Genomic DNA, 19,360 nt, shown 5'->3' with positions numbered 1-19,360 from the left:
CGGCCTGCGCTGACCTGGCCTGGCCTGGCCTGGCCTGGCCTGGCCGTGGATGAGGGACCGCCCGGGGCCGGCCCCACCCGACCACTCCCTCGTCAGCAGCTCAAGTTGCCGCCAGGCGTGGTCCCCAGGATCTGCACAAAGCTCTGGTAGGCGTTGATCCTGCTCTGCACCTGGCCGGGGTTGCCGCCGTTGCACTCCAGGGAACCGTTGATGCTGCGGATGGTCTCACCGAACCCGGCGCCACTGACCATCGCGTGGTGTGGGGTCATGGTGCCCGGCCCGGTTTGTGTGTTCCAGTACCAAAGGGCGGTCTTCCAGGCGACGGCGGCATCCTGCTCCACCAGGTAGGGGTTGTTCAGCAGGTCGATGCCGAGCGCATCACCCGCTGCCTTGTAGTTGAAGTTCCAGCTGAGCTGTATCGGGCCGCGGCCGTAGTAGGCGGCCTGCCCTGCCGGGCACCCGTACGGCTGGCTGGTATCGCAGTAGTGGGGGTAGTTCGCGGTGTTCTGCTCCACGACGTGGACGAGGCCACCGGTCTCGTGGCTGACGTTCGCGAGGAAGGCCGCGGCCTCCTGGCGCTTCACGGTGTCGCTCCCGGTGTTCGCGAATTCCGGATAAGCGCTGAGCGCCGCGGTCAGTCCGCTGTAGGTGTAGAACGCATTCCGGTTCGGGAACATCTGGTTGAACTGCGCCTCGCTGACGACGAACCCCTCGGCGCGGGTGTCGGTTCCGGCCGGGGCCACGGCGCAGCCGGAGCAGGCCGGCGTGGCGGCCGCGGGCATCGTCGGCCCGACGAGGGCCACGCTTGCGGCTACGGCGGCGGCGCCCAACAGTGCGGCAATACGCGATCTCATGTGCGGTGACTCCTTCGCGCGGCCGGCCTCCGGACAGGAGCGGCCACTGCATGTGGGGGAAATGCCGAATGAGCGAATCGCCTTACAGGACACGCGAGTTGACGTGGATCGACTTGCCTCGGCGACGAATCAACTCCTCTCCCCCGCGGCACGAGGGGGGAGCGCGGATCGACCAAGCGGCACGTTCAGGGACAGGTACGGGCACGGCTCAGCTGCGACGGACTGGGACCACGAGGAGCTGCGGTCTAGACCAACGCCAGGTTATGGGCAGCACGTTGAACATGTCCATACCAATGCGCCGTCCCATCGCCCCCTCCATGGAGAGGCCCGGGAGCGGTCGTCGTCAGACCCCCGCGAAAGACCGGGACCACGGCAAGGCCGACCACGGCCCCGTAGTGCTGACGCAACAGCCCGCGTCCTGTGCGAAGGTGGCCCGATGAAGACGATCGGGTTGCTCGGAGGCATGAGCTGGGAGTCCACGGCGGAGTACTACCGGCTGCTGAACCAGTTGACGCGCGAGCGGCTGGGCGGCCTGCACTCCTCGAAGTGTGTGCTCTACTCCGTGGACTTCGCAGAGATCGAACGCCTCCAGGTCGAGGGACGATGGGAACAGGCCGCCCAGGTGCTCGCCGAAGCCGCCAGGGCACTGGAATCGGCCGGCGCGGACATGCTGTTGCTCTGTACCAACACCATGCACAAGGTCGCCGACGAGGTGTCCGCTGCCGTGACCGTCCCGTTGGTGCATCTCGCCGACACCACAGCGGACGCCGTACGTTCCAGCGGTCTGCGCCGCATCGGATTGCTGGGCACCGCCTTCACCATGGAGCAGGACTTCTACCGCGGGCGACTCGAGAGCCACGGTCTGGACGTGCTCGTCCCGGACGCCGCCGGGCGGAGAACCGTCCACCGCGTAATCTACGAGGAGCTGTGCCAGGGCATCGTCCACGAGACATCCCGGCAGGCATTCATGGCCGTCATCAGCGATCTCGTCGCCGCCGGAGCCGAGGGCATCGTGCTGGGCTGCACCGAGATCGAGCTGCTCATCGAGCCGGAGCACAGCCCGGTCCCGGTCTTCCCCACCACCCGGCTGCACGCCGAAGCAGCCGTCACACGCGCCCTCGCCGACGCCCCGTAGCCCGTAGCCCGTAGCCCGTAGCCCGTAGCCCGTAGCCCGTAATGCCGTCGCGCATCACGGGTTACGGGCCCCGCGAGCAGCTACTCGACGGGTTCGGCGATCAGTGCGGTGGCCACGGGGCGGAAGCCGAGCCGGGCGTAGATCCGTGCGACATCGTCGTCGCCCGCGGACAGGAAGAGCGTCTCGATGCCTCGCGAGCGTGCGTCCGCCACCAGCGCCGCGGTGACCGCGAGCCCGAGACCGCGGCGGCGTGCGGTCGGCAGAGTTCCGACTCCGACGATCTCGCTGACCTTCCCGACCGGCTGGTGCTGACCGGCGCACAGCGCCGTGCCGTCCTGCACCGCGGCGGCGACACACGTCAGGCCGGCCCGCATGCGTGCGGCCGAGCGTTCCACCGACCCGTCACCGGCGCTGCTCCGCACCGCCTCGTCCAATTCCGCCACCCCTGCCACACCCACACCGGTCCCGGGATCGGCGAAGGCCAGGTGAGGGACGGCCAGCGCGCCGGGCAGCACAGGGTCGTCCGGCCCGACGGTCCGCAGCACCACACCCTCGGCCACCTCGGGCACCTCAGGGGTCGGAGCGTCCGGGCCCAGCACCATCAAGGGGTGCGCGTGCACCGCAAGCCCCGTCTGCTCGACCGCGGCCTTCAGCGTGGGCGCGGTCTCGGCAACCCACTCGAAACTCTCCGGGATGCCCAACTCCCGCTGCCGAGCGCGCACTCGGGTCACCTCGTCAGCGCTCGCCACTCCTTCCCGCCCCAGGGTCGGGCGGGCGTAGAAGGGCCACCCCTGCCCCTCCCGGACGAACAGCGTCAACGACCCGAAGTCCTCGGCCCGGGCGCCGGAACGGGGGACAGCGTCGTAGTACGCCTCGAGCTGGTCCAGCAATGCACGACGATCGTCAAGATCTACAGAAGTCACACCGCGCATCCAAGCAGCAGACCGCAAACCACTGCCACGGATTAATCCACCCCGCCACCGGCAGCGGCGGCCCGCCCCCATGAACGCCCGGCAACGAACAGCTCTTGGACGGAGCGCTGGTCAACTGCCGACCGCCCTCTCGCGAACGAAGCCGTAAGGCGGAGCCCTCTAGCCAGGGCCTGTCTTCAAGGTTGGGATCGCCCGGGTTGAGCGCAATGCGACCACCAACTCCCCCATCGTCACGGATTCTTGGGTCATGCCGAGGTTTGAACTCGCGGCAGGTACGCTGACGTGGTGTCGCGTACCGAGTTAGAACGACTGGCCAGGATCCGGATGCAGGTCACCGGTGAGACGCTCGAACGCGCCATGGCTGCCCTCGAAGGCCGGACCACCGCCCCCGGGTCGCAATCCGAGCCCCAGGCCGATCCCGACCCCGATACTGGCTCCGCTCCCACCGGGAACGGTGAGGCCAACGCGGTCGACGTGGACAGCGCGCACGGCGAGAGCAATGAGGACGGCGAGAACGCCACCATGCCCGACGGTCGACGGACACCCAAAAGGCGAAATCATCTGCGCGGGCTCTGATAACCGTGCAGGCGTGGGGGCGGCGGCGGAGAGGACAACCTGACGGGCGGAGCGAGCTGCGCGCCTGTGCCGCTCGAGATGACTGATCGATGATTCTCGCCCCGCGAATTGCACGCAACGCAAATAGGCGCTTACGCAACGTAAGGGTAATTGCCCGTCCAACACTGCCGGACGAGACTCCGGAAAGCCCTCACGGCGTGAGAGGTCGCGCCAGCAGCGGCGTCCTGAGCATCTGATGTCCCCCGCTGGCCAGCATGCGGACCTCTCCCCGGTCGCTGATTTCCGCGCGCACGATCCCCGACTCGTCCTCGTAGACCGGATAGCCGCCCGCTCCGGCCCGCTCGGTGCGACGGACGATCACCACGTCGTCCTCGACCGCAGGAGCTTGAAATACCAGCTCATAGCATTCCGGATAATCCATCGAGGCCTCCGACAAGACTGGGCAGGTGCTCCGGGCGTCCCCCGCCGCCCCTGTACGCGCGCCACTGCACCGCGGTTCTTCCATCCTCGCCCACACGGGCCCTGCGCGCCTGAGGAGGACGCGGACGGTCGCTTCCTCGCCTGGCGGGCGTATGTCGCCTCGGGGGCGTATACCGAGCTGCCCGCCCAGGAGGCCGGCCGGCTGGGCTCGATCTACGGCGGACGATCGGCTGGCGCCGCGCTGCCCGCGTTGCCTGCACTGCCTGCGCTGCCCGCACTGCCCGCACTGCCCGCACTGCCCGCACTGCCCGCACTGCCCGCACTGCGTGCGCCGGGCGGACTGGGCGGGCCCCGGGGCCTCAGCGGGCCCGGCTCGGCCGTGCGGCCTGGGCGAGACGCTCAAGGAATTCCATGAGCGGGGAGGCACGGCACGCTCTTTGCGGTGCGGGGCGGTGCGCGGCGGTACGGGGCAGCTCGATGCCGGGCGGGGCGGGACGGCGCCGCGCAGCGGCAGGGGTGCGGGCCGGATGTGTGGCCCCGCTCCCGTGCGCTGTCACAGGAGCGGGGCGGGTCCGAGTAGCGCCAGCAGCTCGGATATTTACGGGAGCCACCGTATGGGGCACCACTGACAACGGCGGGCACGGCGGAACTCGGCGGCGTGCTCATGGAGAGCCATCCCGCCCGAGAAAGATGAGGTGACGGTCGCACCCGCATGCGATGAAGCGGGGCCAGGCCCTCGCCACCGGCCGCGACGGAAGGTGTGGGCCGTCGGCGCCAGCCGCGAGAGCCCAGGACGAGCATCACCCGATCGGGCTATCGTCCGCGCAGCCACCACCCAGCCACCGCGCCATCTTCATCAGCCTCGACCAGGACACGGCCACGGGCCCTGCCGCCGTATGGCCAGCTACGGTATTGGCCGTCCACCGTATGGACAGCCGCTGACGATTCCGAGTCCCCTGGGTTGTCGCGTTGGCTTATCGAGGCGGCGTTTCCGGTTGGTGTGTCAATTCGGTCTGTTGATAGGAGCGATGGTGGCGAGAAAACCTCGGTTTTCGCTTACGACGGTGGTCTTGGATTGCCCGGACGCTCATGTGCTTGCGGACTTCTATGGGCGACTGCTCGGCTGGGAGGTGAAAATCAGCGAACCGGACTGGGTGCTGCTCAGATGCCCGGAGGGAGGAACGGGGCTCTCTTTCCAGTCCGAGCCGGAATACGAGGCCCCGGTGTGGCCGGAACTGCCCGAGGAGCAGCAGAAGATGCTGCATCTCGATATACGCGTCGACGACCTGGCCGAGGCCGAGGCGTATGCGGTCGCAGCAGGTGCCACGCGCGCCGCACACCAGCCGCAGGACGATCTTCGGGTGCTCTTTGACCCGGCGGGGCACCCCTTCTGCCTCTTCCTCCATTGAAGGACGGAGAGAGGCGTGCCGGGGCGTGCCGGGCTACTGGGCTACTGGACTACTGGGCTACTGGGCTACTGGGCTACTGGGCCGGCGATACAGGCCTGGTTCCGGCGACCGGGGCTACCGCCGCTGAGTGACCGAGGGTGACCGCGGAGCGTGTGGGAATGGACACATGCAGGCAGCAAAGGCCGAGCCGAGGGCCGACTGTCTCTGCTGGTCAGGAAGTTGAGATGGCGCAGGGGCGTCGGCCGGGGCACCGGCTGCAACCACCGGGAGGCCGCGAGCGGGGCCGCGTTGTCAGTGTCTGCCCCTAGCATGGCTCATATGTCCCCAACTCCTTCTGCCCCTACGGGGGCGCCCGTTCCTGCTTCCGAGGCGAACGAATCGATCCGGCGATTTGTGCGCGCCCGCCGCGGCGTGGCGTGGTCGGCTCAGGACATGGCGGAGTATGCGGTCCTGCTGGAGATCTGGACGTTGGCGGTGCGCTCGGAGGTTGTCGAGGCGGCGTAGGTTCGCGCACGGTCAACGCAACGGCCGCGCCCGGCCTGCGTGCCGTCCGCCTTCTCCCGCCTCCCGCCTCCCGCCTCCCGCCTCCCGCCTCCCGGACAGTGTCTGTGACAGCCCCACGCTCCAGGCTCGGCCTGCGGTGAACAAGCGGCTGCGAAGACTGCGTTAGTGGTGCGTTAGTAGATCGGCAGTGGCCGGCGCCAAGCTGGCGCCTGTACCGCTCACGAAAGCGGAACGAAGGCCGTACCCATCGTCCATCGCCCGAACCACACGCACACGCACGCGCCTGCGCCCATGCCAACACCGACTCCACGCGGCCAACGGCGCATTCCCCAGAGAAGCTGTGCGGCACCTTGCACATAAAAGGGGTTTCATGTCCTGGAAGAAGGTCTCCGACGTCGACGCAGACGCCCACAGCGCCACCGGATCCGCCCCCACCGCCGGCTCCGCCTTACGCCGTGGGCGCCGGGTCGCCGCCGCTTCGCTGGTCGCCGTGGCCGCACTCTCGTTGACCGCCTGCGGCAGCGGCGGTGACGACACGAAGGCGAGCACCAAGGTCTCGTCGAGCCCCGATCCTTCACGCCTGGCGGACGAGGCAGCGGCCCTGGGCGATGTTGCGAACGAACCCCGCGCCAAGGACAAGTCGACGCCGAGCCGGAAGCCGTCTGCACCTGGGAAGGCCGGCGGTGACAGCGGCGGGGCGAGTGATGACAAAACGGATCGCGACGGTGGGACGGGCGGCGCCGACCACACCGGCGGTACGGACGCAGGTGGCGGCTCGGCGGCCGGGGCCGGGTCTGCGTCCCAGGGCAAGGGTGTGAGCGGCACCTGGAACGGCGTCCTCAAGTACCTGGCTCCCGGCAAGATGACCGTGGCTCCAGACTCCGGGCCCGAGCAGGGGTTCTTCGTCGGCTCGCAGACCAAGAGCCTGGGTGCGGCCGCGATGTGCGCGTCGAACGGCAATGTCACCATGGACGAAAGCGGTTACGGCACCTCCCCGTGCACCGATGCGCAGCTGGAGGAGGCGGCCAAGATGAACTCGCTCGAGGTCCGGGTCACGGTCGAGGGCGGCGTCGCGACAAAGATCGTCGAGCACTACCACCCCTGAGAGCGTCGAAGACAGGGCTCAGCACTCCTGGTTACGCCTGGCCGTGCGCCGGCACCCCTCCCTGGCCGGCCCGCCGCTGCGGCCCCCGTCCGCGGCGGCGTCGTCGCCCAGCCATCACGGTGCCCAAACCGGCCACGGCCCCTCTTGATGGCATCAACTCCCTTAGTGGACACGGCAGATAACGCCCACCCTCCAGCCTTGACTCTCCCCCCGAGGCGCAGTAGTTTCCGGGGCCGAAACAACAGGAAACTCGCCTATCAGCACGGCGCTACTGATGCTCATCCCGTGGAACGCCTCGTCGCATCGTCCTGACTGGAGGACTCCATGCGCATGCGCACCAGACCCGCGCACCGCACCACTTGGACCGTGGCCGTCACTGTCGCCCTGGCTGCCGGACTTCTCATCTCGGCCCCCGGCACAGGCCGCGCCACCGGTACGAGCCACGTGGCCGGTCCGAGCCACACCGCCGGCACGAGCCACATAGCCGCTCCGAACCACACCGCCGGAAGCCCGGACCCGGCCCCCGCCTCCGAGCCCGGCTCCCCGAAAACCGTCTCGTCCGGCTGGTCCATCCCCTGGGGCCTGAGCTGGCTGCCGGACGGCTCCGCCCTCCTCACCGAGCGCGACTCGTTCAAGGTCTACACGCTCACCCAGGGCGGTACGAAGCAGCAGATCGGCGAGGTCCCGAACGTCGTCACCACGGGCGGCGAGGGGGGACTGTTGAGCATTGCCGTATCGCCGTCCTGGAAGAGCGACCATTACGTGTATGTGATGCACACCGCCGCCGACGGCAACCGCGTAGCCCGCATGACCTTCGACGGCAGTGCCCTCAGCGACTACAAGGTGCTGGTCGACGGCATCAGGAAGAACACGTACCACAACGGCGGGCGCATCAAATTCGGTCCCGACGGCTACCTTTACGCCACCACGGGCGACGCGCAGTCGCCTGATCTCGCCCAGGACAAGACATCCCTCAACGGCAAGATCCTGCGGATGACTCCCGACGGAATGCCCGCCCCCGGCAACCCCTTCGGCTCACTTGTCTACTCCTACGGCCACCGCAACCCTCAGGGCATCACCTGGGACGCCGAAGGCCGTCTGTGGGAAGGCGAGTTGGGCGACAGCAAGTACGACGAGCTGAATCTCATCGAGCCGGGCAAGAACTACGGCTGGCCCACATGCGAGGGCGGATGCTCGACCACCGGGATGACCGACCCCAAGCGTCAGTGGCCCGTCGCGGAAGCCTCGCCCAGCGCGGTCGCCTACGCCGACGGGGCGATCTACATGGCCGCGCTGCGCGGCGAGCGGCTGTGGCGCATCCCGGTCGCCGGCACCAGCGCGGGCACCCCGAAGGCGTACTACACCAACCACTACGGACGACTGCGTACGGTCGAGTCCGTACCGGGCACGAAGTCCCTGTGGCTGACCACCACCAACGCCGACAACAACGGCGATGGTGAGGCGGGCTCCGACAAGGTGTTCCAGATCGACCTCACGTAGCTCCCCCACGGAACGTGGTCGGCGCGTCGGCCGCTACCCGGGCAACGGGGGTACACGCCGGTGGCCAGAGCGCGGGTAGGGCGAGTGAGGGGAGCGAGTGATCGGTGGCGGTCGATGGGGAGTGGGCGACCGACGGGTGGTGGCAAACCGGCGGGCTGCGGTCAGCGGTCAGCGGTCAGCGGTCAGCGGTCAGCGGTCAGCGACTGTGACCGGCCAACGCCCACCGTGACGTCCGTTTTCCGCCAGCCGAGGCGAGGACGACCCCGCAGACTCGAAGAGTGAAAGCAGTGGACACGAACGAGGAAGCGCCATGACCTCCACCGCGGCGACCACCGCCACCCCCACCCTCAGCTACACCACGCTCGACAGCCCTCTGGGTGAGCTGCTGCTCGTCGGCGAAGAATCGCCCACCGCGCCCGGCGGCACCGCCCTGATCTCCCTCTCCCTGCCGCAGCAGCGGGGCGCCGCCACCGTGCAGCCGCACTGGCGTCGCGACGCCCGGCCCTTCGCCGAGGTCCTCCGCCGGCTCCGCTCCTATTTCGCCGGCGAGCTCACCCGCTTCGCGCTCGAGTTCCGTACGACCGGTACGGAATTCCAGGAGCCGCGTCTCTCGGTGTACCGCGCAGCGACGTACGGGCTAGGGGCCGCGATCGGCGCGAATCCGCTGCCGATTCTGCGCCCGTGCCATCGTGTGATCGGCGCGGATGGCACGATGCGCGGCTACGCGGCAGGCGTCGAACGCAAAACCGCGCTGCTCACCCACGAGGGCGCGCTCCAGCCCACACTCATCTGATCCCGCCCCTCCCCCGGGACGTCCCTCCCCCATGACCTCTCCCATGATCTCTCCCCTCATTTCCCCGGCGGAGGCGGCCGCGTACGGCGACCTCCCCTCCCCCGCCCCGCACTCCGACGCCGAACTTGCCGCCCTGCTCGCCCTGTTGACCGTGCCCGGCACTCGTATCGCCACAGTGGTCGTCGGGCACAGCCGGGACACCGCGTCGCGTTCGGCGGCGGCAGCGTTCGCCGAAGCCTGGCGCGCTCTCGGGCGCCTGCCGGTGCTCTCCGTGGTCGACTGGCCGGAGTCCGCCGCGTCCTGGCTCCGGGCAGCCAACCGCTTCACGGCCGAGGCCCCTGATGCCTGGGTGGTGGCCGCCGCACCTCTCGGCTGGGCCCAGATGAGCCGGCGGCTGCGCCACAGCACCGACTGGGACCCGGCGCGCACCTACGGCTTTGCGTTGCTCGGCGACTCCCGCGTCCCCGCCCTGGCCGGCCCGACGACGCTGCACGGCATGCGCGGTGTCACTGCGGACGGCGGCACCTGGGCCATCGACCGCGCCTGGGTGACCCAGCAACTACCGGCCCGTCGGCCGACGGCTCATCCCCGTGGCACGCTGTAGGCAGCGAGCGATCAGGCAAGGCAGGAGTACATGAGCACGCCACTTCCCGGCTTCGAAGATCTCGGGGAACCTGTGGGCGGCCCGACAGGATCTGAAGGGGCTGACGGACCCCACGGAGCTGACGGCCCTCATACCGCCGGGCGCTTCCACCCCACCGCGCCCGACCAGGGCCACGCCCGCGCAGGCCGCCGAGAAATCGCCCCCGGTGCCTTCCACCTCCCCGGCTGGCTGACCGTGGCCCAGCAGCGCGAGCTCGTCACCGCCTGTCGCGACTGGGCCCGCGGCCCGGCCCCGATCCGGCACACCAAGCTTCCGCGCGGCGGTGTGATGTCCGTCCAGACCGTGTGCATCGGCTGGCACTGGCAGCCGTACGCATACACCCGCACCGCCGACGACGTGAACGGCGCCCGGGTGGCCGAATTCCCGCGCTGGATGGTCGAGTTGGGCCGTCGCGCGCTGGTAGAGGCCCATCAGGACGCCGCCGCGGGCGACGGCTACACGCCGGACACCGCGCTGATCAATTTCTATGACAGCCAGGCGAAGCTCGGCATGCACCAGGACAAGGAGGAGCGCTCCGGCGCTCCGGTGGTCTCCCTCAGCATCGGCGACACCTGCGTCTTCCGCTTCGGCAACACCGCGACCCGCACCAAGCCGTACACCGACATCGAGCTGGCCTCCGGTGATCTCTTCGTCTTCGGCGGGCCCTCTCGCTTCGCGTACCACGGCGTACCCAAGGTCAGGCCGGGTACCGGCGACCCGGCGACCGGCCTGACCAGCGGGCGGCTCAACATCACGATGCGGGTGACCGGCCTGGAGGGATAACTGCCACACCGCGAGGCAGACTGGACTCATGTGCCGCAGCATCAAGACGCTCCGTCCGCCCACCACCCCCGAGGTCACCGACGAGGACATCCGGGCCGCGGCCTTGCAGTACGTCCGCAAGGTCTCCGGATTCCGCGCCCCGGCCGCACACAACCGCGAGGTGTTCGACCAGGCCGTGGACGCCGTGGCGGCAGCGACCCAGGAACTCCTCGACGGCTTGCAGATCCGCGGCTCCGCCGCCCGCCGGCACGCACACCCCTGAAACAGCAGCGCCGGCATCGCCAGTACGGACAGCCCCCGGGCAGACCGACGACCCGGCCGCCGCCGCGCCCTGCGCATGCGGCTTGCCCCCCGGCACGCAATCGAAGGGTGCGCGCCCGAACACCGACCGTACGCGGAAGAGGGGTGCAGGTGACGCGCCGCGTACGCCCCCCGACTCCCGGCCCCGCCCCCGGTCCCGACTCCCGGCCCGCGCCAAGCCCCAAGCCCACCGACTCTGCGGGCCCCGTGCCCCCTATCGGCCGCCCGCCGGCCCCCGCCAGTCCGCATGCCGAATGCGCGAGATCTCCCGCACGCCGCCGACCGTCCCCCATTCGTCCTTCCCCAGCCGCGACACGGGCTTCAGCCTGGAGATCTCGGGGTGCCCGTCGACCAGCACGTCCTGCGATACGACGGCATGCACCACACGCCCGAACACCACGGTGGAATCTCCGATACCCAGCGTGCTGTGCACCTCGCACTCCAACGCCACCGGCGAGGCCGCCACCCGAGGCGGCTTCACCCGCAGACTCGGCTCGGGAGCGATCCCGGCCGCCTCGAATTCACTCACCCCGTGCGGGAAGTCGGTACCCGTGTCATTGATCTGCTCAAAGAGCGCCTCCGATCCGAGGTTGACCACGAACTGCCCGGTCGCCTCGACGTTGCGCAAGGTGTCCTTGCGTCCGACCGAGCTGAACTGCACAACGGGCGGCGCGACACTGGCGATCGTGAAGAACGAGTGCGGCGCGAGGTTGTGCGTCCCGTCCGCCGAGACCGTGGACACCCAGGCGATCGGCCGCGGCACCACCGTCGAGGTCAGCAGCTTGTAGAAGTCGTTGCGGGACATGACAGCGGGATCAAAGTCAGTGCGCATGGTGATCAGTATCCAGGAGGGCGCCGCAGACCGTACAGCGGCTCTACGGCGCCACAAAACCCCTGAGCTCGACAGAAAGTGCCAGGTATCGGGGCCACGGAGCACCAGGAGCCGACACCGTGCCCACAGCGGCCCCCACCATCTGGGAGGACTTCGAGGTCCCCGCACACGCCCGCGGCGGACAAGCCACCTCAACCTCTACGACCACACCGGCGGTATGGCGATGTCATCAGCGAACCGCCACGACAGGAAGCGCCCTCGGCCAGTTGAGACTTGGCCTGTGCGCGGAGGATTCCAGCAGCAGGCCGCTACGCCACCCGGTGTCGGCAGCTTCACGCTCGGTACACAGCCGTGAGGCCTCGGGGTCCTCGTCGTCCTCATAGTCCATAAGCCGACCAACTGGCTGTAGAGGAAGCGGGTAGGGCAAGGGCGAGGGCGACACAGCCGGCCGCTGCGGGCACCGCGCCCACCGAGCCGAAGCCCTCGCCGAACAGCGCGATGCCCGTCCCGACGACGATGATCGGGTCGACCACCGTCAGGCACGCCATGGCGACCGCGGGCGGGCCGTGCGCGAACGCTCGCTGGACGAACCAGCCGCCCGCCGCCAGCACGAGTACGACGGCCAGTGCGTCCGCGACGATGTCGCTGTCCACCTCTTTCGCGGACAGGGCGGCGAACGAGGACGCGCCGACTAGGGTCACCACCATCGCCGGCCACGCCGGGCGCTGGGATGCGCGCCCGTGATCGCGGGCGCTCCGCACAGCCGTGATCGGCCTCCAGTACACCCAGGGGTGTACGACCGCCAACGGTGCGAGAGCGGGCGCGGCGGCGCGCAGTACGCCACCTGAACCCGGCAGCAGCCATCCCGACATCCAGCGGCGGTCGCGGACGCGCGACTCATGCCACGGCCGCCCCCTGCCCGCGAGACCTGGGAGCAACGCTGCCGAGCCGACGGCCAGAGACAGCACACTCGTGTTGAACAGCCATGTCGCCTCGTTGAAGAGCACATAGTCACCACTGAACGTCCGGCTCACCGGGTTGAGCGACCGTCCCGGCCAAGGTGGAGCAGGCCGGCACACACCACGGACCCGGCAAGCCCGGTGTGGGCGAGTGCGATCAAGTGCCCGCCACCCGGTCCGAGCGGGGGCCGGGCGAAGCTGTCGGGGGCGAGGTGCTCCGTGCCGCGGGAGGCAGGGGTGTGGTGGAGGGAAGTGTTCGCCGGCATGGCTCACTCATGACATAGGCGATCTGCGAGCCAGTGAAGGTGTCGCTGATGTGGCTATGGGGAGGTGTCGGATGAAGACCGCGTGTCCTTGTGACACCACAGCAGGAGCGGACGGCGTGTAGCGGGTCACGGTCACCGCCGACCCCCACAGCGCTTCCCACCCGATCCGGCGCGAGCAGGAGGGCGGCAAGCTGGTGGCGATGACCGGTGACGGTACGAATGATGCGCCGGCGCTGGCCCAGGCGGATGTCGGTGTGGCCATGAACACCGGTACCTCGGCCGCCAAGGAGGCCGGGAACATGGTCGACCTGGACGAACGGGTCTCCCCTGCCTCCGTCCCTGTGGACGCCGTGACTGTCAGCGGCTCCGGACTCGACCCGGCGGTCTCCCGGCGTACGCGTACGAGCAGGTCAACCGGGTGGCGAAGGCTCGCCGACTGGCTCCAGCCCGGGTCCGCAAGCTGGTCGCCGAGCACGTTTCCAAGGCCGCGTCCTGGGGTTCCTGGGTCAGGAAAACGTCAACATCGTCGAGCTCAACCACGATCTCGCCGGGCTGATGTGACCATGGAACACCACCTATGCCGCTCGGCCGCCCGAGGTCCGTCCTCCTCGCAGCACAGGCGACGTGGGGCTGTGCAGGACCGGTGAGGGAGGGGCTTTCGGTGGCGCCGAGCGTTGTCGCAGCCGATACGCCAGGCGTGGGCGTACGGCCAGGGAAGCTCAAGGTGTTCCTCGGGGCAGCGCCCGGAGTGGGCAAGACCTACCGGATGCTGGACGAGGGGCGCCGCCGGGCCCGGCGCGGCACCGATGTGGTGGTGGCGTACGCCGAGTGCCACGCCCGGCCGCACACCGAGGAGATGCTCGAAGGGCTGGAGATGCTGCCCCGGACGCACCGCGAGTACCGGACAGGCACCTTCAGTGAGTTGGATCTCGACGGTGTCCTCACTCGCCACCCCGAGGTCGCACTCGTCGACGAGCTGCCGCACACCAATGTTCCCGGCGGACGTAACGCCAAGCGCTGGCAGGACATCGACGAGCTGCTCGCCGCGGGGATCGACGTCGTCACCACCGTCAACATCCAGCATCTGGAATCGCTCAACGACGTCGTGGAGAAGATCACCGGCGTCCCGCAGCGCGAGACCGTCCCCGACGAGGTCGTCCGCCGCGCCCACCAGATCGAGCTCGTCGACATGCCCGCCGAGGCGCTGCGCCGCCGCATGGCGCACGGCAACATCTACCAACCGGAGAAGGTGGACGCCGCGCTCGCCCACTACTTCCGCGTCGGCAACCTGACGGCCCTTCGGGAGCTGGCGCTGCTTTGGGTCGCCGGCCGGGTGGACGAAACCCTGCAGAAGTACCGTTCCGAGCATGGCATCGGCACGGTCTGGGAGACCCGCGAACGCGTCGTGGTCGCGCTCACCGGCGGCCCGGAGGGCGAAACGCTGATCCGCCGGGCCGAACGGATCGCGGACCGCTCGTCCGGCGGCGACCTGCTGGCCGTCCATGTCGCCCGCAGTGACGGCCTCGCCGACGCCTCTCCCGCCGCCCTCGCGAAACAACGCGAACTGGTCGAGAGCCTCGGCGGCAGCTACCACTCGGTCGTCGGCGACCATGTGCCCACCGCGCTGCTGGACTTCTCGCGCGCCGAGAACGCCACCCAGCTCGTCCTGGGCACCAGCCGCCGCAGCTGGCTCTCCCGCCTGCTGGCCCCGCGCGGTATCGGCGAGGACACCGTCGAGCTCTCCGGCGACATCGACGTGCACATGGTCACCCACGAGGGAGCCGGCCGCGGACGCCGGCTGTCCGCACCCGGCCGTCAGCTACCGCACGCGCGCCGCGTCGCGGGACCGCTGGCCGGCCTCGCCCTCCCCCTCCTCCTGACCGCCGTTCTCACCAACCGCGGCTCGCTCAACCTGACCAGCGAGGCCCTGCTCTTCCTGGTCACCGTCATCGGCGTGGCCTGCCTCGGAGGTGTGGTCTCCGCGCTGCTCGCCTCCCTCACCGCCTCTCTCCTGCTGAACTACTACTTCATCCCGCCTAGCGGGCAGTTCACCATCACCGAGCCCAACAACGCGCTCGCCCTTGCGGTGTTCGTGGTGGTTGCCGTCACGGTCGCCGCGCTCGTCGACCGCTCGTTGCGCCTGGCACGGCGCGCGGCGAGCGCCACCGCGGAAGCCGAGACCCTGTCCTCCATGGCCGGGAACATCCTCCGGGGCGACCAAGCGGTGTCGATGCTCCTGGAGCGCACCCGTGAGACCTTCGGCATGGAGTCGGCCGAACTCGTTCCGCGTTCGGATCAGGAAACCGATGCGTTGGAGGGTGATAACGGACTCGTGAAGGTGCCCGCCGGGCCGGACCGCGTGCTCGTCCTACGAGGCCGCAGCCTTCCCGCCTCCGAGCACCGGGTGCTGACCGCCTTCGCCGCACACCTCGCCGCCGCACTGGACCACGCCCGCCTCACGGAGGCCGCCGCGGAGGTCGAACCGGTGAAGGCGGCGGACCGAATGCGTACCGCGCTGCTGGCCGCGGTCAGCCACGACCTGCGGACGCCACTGGCCGCCGGACGGGCCGCCATCAGCTCGCTGCGCAGCACGGACGTGGACTTCTCCGCGGCGGAACGGGACGAGCTGCTGGCGACGGCCGACGTGGCGCTCGTCAAGCTCAACCGCCTGGTGGACAACCTCCTCGACATGAGCAGGCTTCGGGCCGGCGCGTTGACGTTGCACCTTCAGCCCACCGCGTTCGCGGACGTCCTCCCCCTGGCACTGGACACCCTGCCCGCTACATCGGTGCCGGTCGAGTCCCAGGGGTTGGCGGAGATCTGCGACGTCCTCGCGGATCCACCGCTGCTGGAGCGGGTCATCGCCAACCTGGTGATCAACGCGGTGCGCCACTCGCCACCACAGCGACGGGTGCTCATCAGTGCCAGCTCCCTGGGCTCGCGAGTCGAACTGCGGGTCATCGACCGGGGGCCAGGGCTCCACCCGGAGGACCGGGACCGGATCTTCGTACCCTTCCAGCGCCTGGGCGACAACGACAACACGACCGGCCTTGGGCTGGGGCTCGCGCTCTCCCGGGGCCTGGCCGAGGCGATGGGTGGCACGCTCACCCCCGAGGACACACCCGGAGGCGGGCTGACCATGGTCCTCTCCTTGCGTGCCGCCGGCGCGGAGGAGCCCGCTGGGCTCACGTACGACGGGCGGGCGTAGTCATGGTCACCTCGGAGATCGGATAGACGTGGACGCAGGGGCCGTGGCCGTGCTGGCGGGGATTGCCGCATTCGGCGGCCTGCTCGCCATGCTGGCAGGTGCGTACGGCCTGCGTCAGGCCCGGCACGTGAGGCGGACCGGCGTACGCGTTGAGGCCCTGGTCAAGCGTCCTCCGGGGAATGTTTGCGACGAGCCGGCCGTGCCGCGCCCGCTGCTCCAGTTCGTCACGGACGACGACCGCGTGAGGGAAGTCGTCTGCCCCGTGGCCCCGACCCGCCGACGTCCGCTCAACGATGGCGACCATGTGCTCGTCCTCTACGATCCCGTCGAGCCGCGCACCGTCATTCCTTCACGACCTGGAACGCCCGGGTCTGGACTTGCTTGTTCATCACCGGGGGCGCCTTGGTCATGCTGCTCTCGCTGACGTTGGTGGCTGTCGCGGTGGCGAGCCGATGACCAGGGTTTCTCCGCTCCCTGACCGCCGTATCAGTCGATTTGCGCTCGTCATCGGTCGAAACCGCAGCTCATCAGGGGTGCGTCAAGAGCTGCGCGGTTCTCTTGAAGCCGGGTGCGGCACGGCATTTGATGGGTGATGTGAACAGCGCCTGGCTCCTTCTCGACCGCCCGCCGTCATGGCGAAGCCGTGCCATGTCACGGTCGGCGGGTCCGTGTCGTGCGCCGCGCTGCCCGGAGACCTCGGCCGTGAGCTGAGACCTCTCCTGTATCCCTGCGGGGCGCCGTGATCTGATCCGGCGCCCCCTTTTGCACCCGCACGCCTCAGCCTCTGACGGGGCCGCGTGCCGCGCCCGTCCCCTTTCTCCCTTCCTGGAATGGATCATGTCCGCTTCCGACCTTTCCTCCCGTACCGTCCTGGTGACCGGCGCCACCTCCGGCATCGGCTTCGAAACCGCCCGCCAGCTCGCCGAGCGCGGGGCCACCGTCCTCGTACACGGCCGCACCGCCGAAGAAGCCCAGGCCGCGACCGACAAGCTGATCGCCACCGCAGGCATCGACGCCGCCCAACTGTGCGGATTTGCCGCGGACTTCACGCATCTGGAGGAGGTCGAGATCATGGCGCGGCGCGTCGTCGCCGAGCATCCCCACCTGGACGTCCTGGTCAACAACGCCGCCATGGCCGCCCCCGAACGCCACACCGTCACCGCCGACGGCAACGAGATCGCCTTCCAGGTCAACTTCCTCGCCCACTACCTGCTGACCTGCCTCCTGGAGCCCGCCCTCACCACCGACCCGGGCGGCCGCGTCGTCAACGTGTCCTCCTCGCTGCACCGCACCGCCTCCATCCAGTGGAGCGACCCGCAGCGCGCCCGCCGCTACTCCCGGCTCGCCGCCTACGCCCAGTCGCAGCTCGCGCTCACCGTCTTCGCCGCCGATCCCCGGGTGACGGCCGTATCCGTCCACCCGGGCATCTGCGAGACGGACCTGCTGTCGCTCTACGCGAACAGCGGTGAATCCGCGGCCGAGGGCGCCGCCCATGTCGTACGCCTCTGCGACCCGGCCACCGAAATCGTCAACGGCTCCTACTACGACCGCGACCAGCGCGTCGAGCCCGCCCCCGCCGCGACCGAGGAACGCACCGTCAAGCGCCTCAACAAACTCGCCGACCAGCTCGTCGGCCACAGCGTCTGAAGAACGCCGCCGCCTGACGAGCGCCCCAGACCACCACCCCAGAGCGAAAGGCCCGTACGCCCGTGTCCAAGCGCGCCCCCAAGAAGAAGGCCCGCCGCAAGAAGAAGGCCAACCACGGCAGCAAGGCCCGCCAGAGCTGACCACCGAGCAGGGCGGCCCCGCCAGGGCCGCCCTGCTCGGACCACACCCACGACCGCCACAAGGAGCCTCCGTGATCGAGCTTTTCCCCGGCCAACTTCCCGCTCTTTCCGACTGGTTCGCTACCGGCCCTCCCGGAGCGGCGGCACTGGCCGAACATGCGTTGGTGCCGGGAGCCGGTCGCTGGTGGGCGGACCGCGCGGTCGATCCCCGTGCCATTGCCGTGGCCTGTGCCGATCACCTGCTGCTCCGCGGGGACCCGACCACCCTGGCTCCGATCGCGCTCGCCCCCTTCGCCGCGCACTATGTGCAGGCCCCGGCCCGCTTCCTGCCCCTGCTGGGCAGCGCCTTCGATCTGCTCGTACCGTGGGAGCGCATGGCGTACGTGCACCACGTCCGCGTGTCGCCTCCACGCCCACCCCGCGGTGTGACGGTGCGCCGGCTGGCACCCGGGGACGCTCCGGCGCTCGCCGCGCTGGACCCCGACATGGCGTGGATTCACGCAAGTTGGGGAGGACCTGCCGGTCTCGCCGCCTCCGGACACGGCTGGGCGGCCTTCACAAAGGACCGCGTGCTCGCCGTAGCCTGTACCTACTTTGGTGGCACCACGTACGAGGATGTCGCCTGCGCGACCGTCCCCGAACTCCGGCGCCAGCGCCTCGCCCTGGCCTGCGTCACCGCCCTGTGCCAGGACATCGCCGCTCGCGGCCACACCCCGAGTTGGAACTGTTCCCGCGACAACCGCCCCAGTCGGCTCCTCGCCTGGACCGCCGGCTTCCGCCTGGAGCACGAGTACGTCCACTACTTCACCGGACAGCCGGCGCGCCGCGTCGCCGGTCTCACCGCCTGAACACCACCCGAAAGCCAGGAGCCGCCATGAAGCCGCACCGCACCCCCCTCGCCTCGGTGAGAATCCTCGACGGCGCCCACGAGCTGTCCGTCCACGACCTGAAACGGCGGGACGATTCCTTCACCCTTCACTACACGATCGCCCCACCCCTGCCGGACGCAGCCGACAACACCCCCGTGCTCCTGGCCCTTGAGGCCATGGACGACGTCGGCAACGAATACTTCGACTGGGGTGGCGCCTACGGAGCCGCTGGCGACGGCACGCACACCGACGGCAGCATCTCCGCACAGCCCGCCCTGGCGGCCAAGGCATGTGAGATCCGTATGCGGATCACCTTCCTCCGCAACGGCGAGGAGCACCCGTGCCATCTGATGCTGCGCACCTCGGCCACCAAACCCTGAGGCCAAGCCCGTCCATAGGACCGGCCCACCCCCGCCGTATCCTTCTCCGCTCCGCAGTGCCCCCGGCGTACTGACCACCGTTCCGGGGACACAGGGTGTCGCATC

The 19,360-nt window shown here is 69.6% G+C and carries 19 protein-coding genes and 2 pseudogenes; 15 read left to right on the top strand and 6 right to left on the bottom strand.

The annotated features are described in order from the left end of the window. Nucleotides 1-92 precede the first annotated feature (92 nt). Nucleotides 93-854 carry a chitinase gene (locus tag IF67_RS0106555; RefSeq protein WP_030983048.1) on the bottom strand — a complete coding sequence of 254 codons (762 nt, stop codon included), beginning with the start codon at nucleotides 852-854 and terminating at the stop codon, nucleotides 93-95. A gap of 436 nt (nucleotides 855-1,290) precedes the next feature. Here IF67_RS0106555 and IF67_RS0106550 point away from each other — a divergent pair, with 436 nt between their 5' ends. Beyond that, the gene (locus IF67_RS0106550) at nucleotides 1,291-1,989 is read left to right on the top strand and encodes an aspartate/glutamate racemase family protein (RefSeq protein WP_030983047.1); all 699 of its coding nucleotides are present in this window, start codon (nucleotides 1,291-1,293) and stop codon (nucleotides 1,987-1,989) included. An 80-nt stretch (nucleotides 1,990-2,069) separates the two neighbouring features. Here IF67_RS0106550 and IF67_RS0106545 read toward each other — a convergent pair whose 3' ends face one another. Beyond that, entirely contained in the window at nucleotides 2,070-2,921 is an 852-nt protein-coding gene (locus tag IF67_RS0106545; RefSeq protein ID WP_051817669.1) for a GNAT family N-acetyltransferase, read from the bottom strand. A gap of 285 nt (nucleotides 2,922-3,206) precedes the next feature. Here IF67_RS0106545 and IF67_RS0106540 point away from each other — a divergent pair, with 285 nt between their 5' ends. Next, nucleotides 3,207-3,497: a hypothetical protein gene (locus tag IF67_RS0106540; protein ID WP_158713046.1), complete on the top strand. Its 291-nt coding sequence runs from the start codon at nucleotides 3,207-3,209 to the stop codon at nucleotides 3,495-3,497. A gap of 190 nt (nucleotides 3,498-3,687) precedes the next feature. On the opposite strand, the gene IF67_RS0106535 is transcribed toward IF67_RS0106540, so the two are convergent. Further along, nucleotides 3,688-3,918 (bottom strand): DUF6296 family protein, encoded by a 231-nt coding sequence (locus IF67_RS0106535; RefSeq protein ID WP_030983041.1) that lies wholly within the window; start codon nucleotides 3,916-3,918, stop codon nucleotides 3,688-3,690. A gap of 1,063 nt (nucleotides 3,919-4,981) precedes the next feature. Between IF67_RS0106535 and IF67_RS0106530 the strand changes: the two genes are divergently transcribed. The 7 genes from IF67_RS0106530 (at nucleotide 4,982) to IF67_RS0106495 (ending at nucleotide 10,916) form a co-directional block, all read left to right on the top strand. Next, nucleotides 4,982-5,326, top strand: a complete 345-nt coding sequence (locus tag IF67_RS0106530; protein ID WP_420708609.1) for a VOC family protein — start codon at nucleotides 4,982-4,984, stop codon at nucleotides 5,324-5,326. Nucleotides 5,327-6,200: 874 nt separating this feature from the next. Then, nucleotides 6,201-6,935, top strand: coding sequence for a hypothetical protein (locus IF67_RS40190; protein WP_030983037.1), 735 nt, complete (start codon nucleotides 6,201-6,203; stop codon nucleotides 6,933-6,935). Between the two features lie 330 nt (nucleotides 6,936-7,265). Further along, a complete protein-coding gene (locus tag IF67_RS0106515; protein WP_051817732.1) occupies nucleotides 7,266-8,435 on the top strand; it encodes a PQQ-dependent sugar dehydrogenase in 1,170 nt (389 codons plus the stop codon). Between the two features lie 310 nt (nucleotides 8,436-8,745). Next, nucleotides 8,746-9,228: a methylated-DNA--[protein]-cysteine S-methyltransferase gene (locus IF67_RS0106510; RefSeq protein ID WP_030983034.1), complete on the top strand. Its 483-nt coding sequence runs from the start codon at nucleotides 8,746-8,748 to the stop codon at nucleotides 9,226-9,228. Nucleotides 9,229-9,271: 43 nt separating this feature from the next. Then, nucleotides 9,272-9,832 carry a hypothetical protein gene (locus IF67_RS38830; protein WP_051817667.1) on the top strand — a complete coding sequence of 187 codons (561 nt, stop codon included), beginning with the start codon at nucleotides 9,272-9,274 and terminating at the stop codon, nucleotides 9,830-9,832. A 30-nt stretch (nucleotides 9,833-9,862) separates the two neighbouring features. After that, nucleotides 9,863-10,654, top strand: coding sequence for an alpha-ketoglutarate-dependent dioxygenase AlkB family protein (locus IF67_RS0106500; protein WP_420708608.1), 792 nt, complete (start codon nucleotides 9,863-9,865; stop codon nucleotides 10,652-10,654). Nucleotides 10,655-10,682: 28 nt separating this feature from the next. Beyond that, nucleotides 10,683-10,916: a DUF2277 domain-containing protein gene (locus IF67_RS0106495; protein ID WP_030983027.1), complete on the top strand. Its 234-nt coding sequence runs from the start codon at nucleotides 10,683-10,685 to the stop codon at nucleotides 10,914-10,916. 252 nt (nucleotides 10,917-11,168) lie between these two features. Here IF67_RS0106495 and IF67_RS0106490 read toward each other — a convergent pair whose 3' ends face one another. Both IF67_RS0106490 and IF67_RS43590 read right to left on the bottom strand, forming a co-directional pair. Then, a complete protein-coding gene (locus IF67_RS0106490) occupies nucleotides 11,169-11,786 on the bottom strand; it encodes a flavin reductase family protein (RefSeq protein ID WP_030983026.1) in 618 nt (205 codons plus the stop codon). A 377-nt stretch (nucleotides 11,787-12,163) separates the two neighbouring features. Further along, complete coding sequence (locus IF67_RS43590; RefSeq protein ID WP_158713045.1) at nucleotides 12,164-12,493, bottom strand: hypothetical protein; 330 nt, start codon at nucleotides 12,491-12,493, stop codon at nucleotides 12,164-12,166. Between the two features lie 694 nt (nucleotides 12,494-13,187). On the opposite strand from IF67_RS43590, the pseudogene IF67_RS44660 reads away from it, so the two are divergent. From IF67_RS44660 to IF67_RS0106475, 3 genes and pseudogenes are all read left to right on the top strand, one after another. Next, a pseudogene (locus IF67_RS44660) lies at nucleotides 13,188-13,325 on the top strand (HAD hydrolase family protein); the annotation flags it as partial. Next, nucleotides 13,311-13,567: pseudogene (locus IF67_RS44155) on the top strand (potassium-transporting ATPase subunit C). The pseudogenes IF67_RS44660 and IF67_RS44155, both read left to right, overlap by 15 nt. Before the next feature lie 141 nt (nucleotides 13,568-13,708). Continuing rightward, nucleotides 13,709-16,219: a sensor histidine kinase gene (locus IF67_RS0106475; protein ID WP_234340991.1), complete on the top strand. Its 2,511-nt coding sequence runs from the start codon at nucleotides 13,709-13,711 to the stop codon at nucleotides 16,217-16,219. Here IF67_RS0106475 and IF67_RS0106470 read toward each other — a convergent pair. Continuing rightward, nucleotides 16,197-16,523 carry a hypothetical protein gene (locus tag IF67_RS0106470; RefSeq protein WP_030983019.1) on the bottom strand — a complete coding sequence of 109 codons (327 nt, stop codon included), beginning with the start codon at nucleotides 16,521-16,523 and terminating at the stop codon, nucleotides 16,197-16,199. The two genes, IF67_RS0106475 and IF67_RS0106470, sit on opposite strands and share 23 nt — an antisense overlap. Before the next feature lie 533 nt (nucleotides 16,524-17,056). Here IF67_RS0106470 and IF67_RS0106465 point away from each other — a divergent pair. The 3 genes from IF67_RS0106465 (at nucleotide 17,057) to IF67_RS0106455 (ending at nucleotide 19,255) form a co-directional block, all read left to right on the top strand. Continuing rightward, nucleotides 17,057-17,866 (top strand): SDR family NAD(P)-dependent oxidoreductase, encoded by an 810-nt coding sequence (locus IF67_RS0106465; protein WP_030983017.1) that lies wholly within the window; start codon nucleotides 17,057-17,059, stop codon nucleotides 17,864-17,866. 211 nt (nucleotides 17,867-18,077) lie between these two features. Then, nucleotides 18,078-18,854, top strand: coding sequence for a GNAT family N-acetyltransferase (locus tag IF67_RS0106460; RefSeq protein ID WP_030983016.1), 777 nt, complete (start codon nucleotides 18,078-18,080; stop codon nucleotides 18,852-18,854). A gap of 26 nt (nucleotides 18,855-18,880) precedes the next feature. Continuing rightward, nucleotides 18,881-19,255, top strand: coding sequence for a hypothetical protein (locus IF67_RS0106455; protein ID WP_030983014.1), 375 nt, complete (start codon nucleotides 18,881-18,883; stop codon nucleotides 19,253-19,255). The last annotated feature ends 105 nt before the right edge of the window (nucleotides 19,256-19,360 follow it).

Source organism: Streptomyces sp. NRRL S-1813, assembly GCF_000719605.1.
GTDB lineage: Bacteria > Actinomycetota > Actinomycetes > Streptomycetales > Streptomycetaceae > Streptomyces > Streptomyces decoyicus.
The sequence above is the reverse complement of the archived record's forward strand: the minus strand, read 5'-3'. Positions and strand labels throughout refer to the sequence as shown.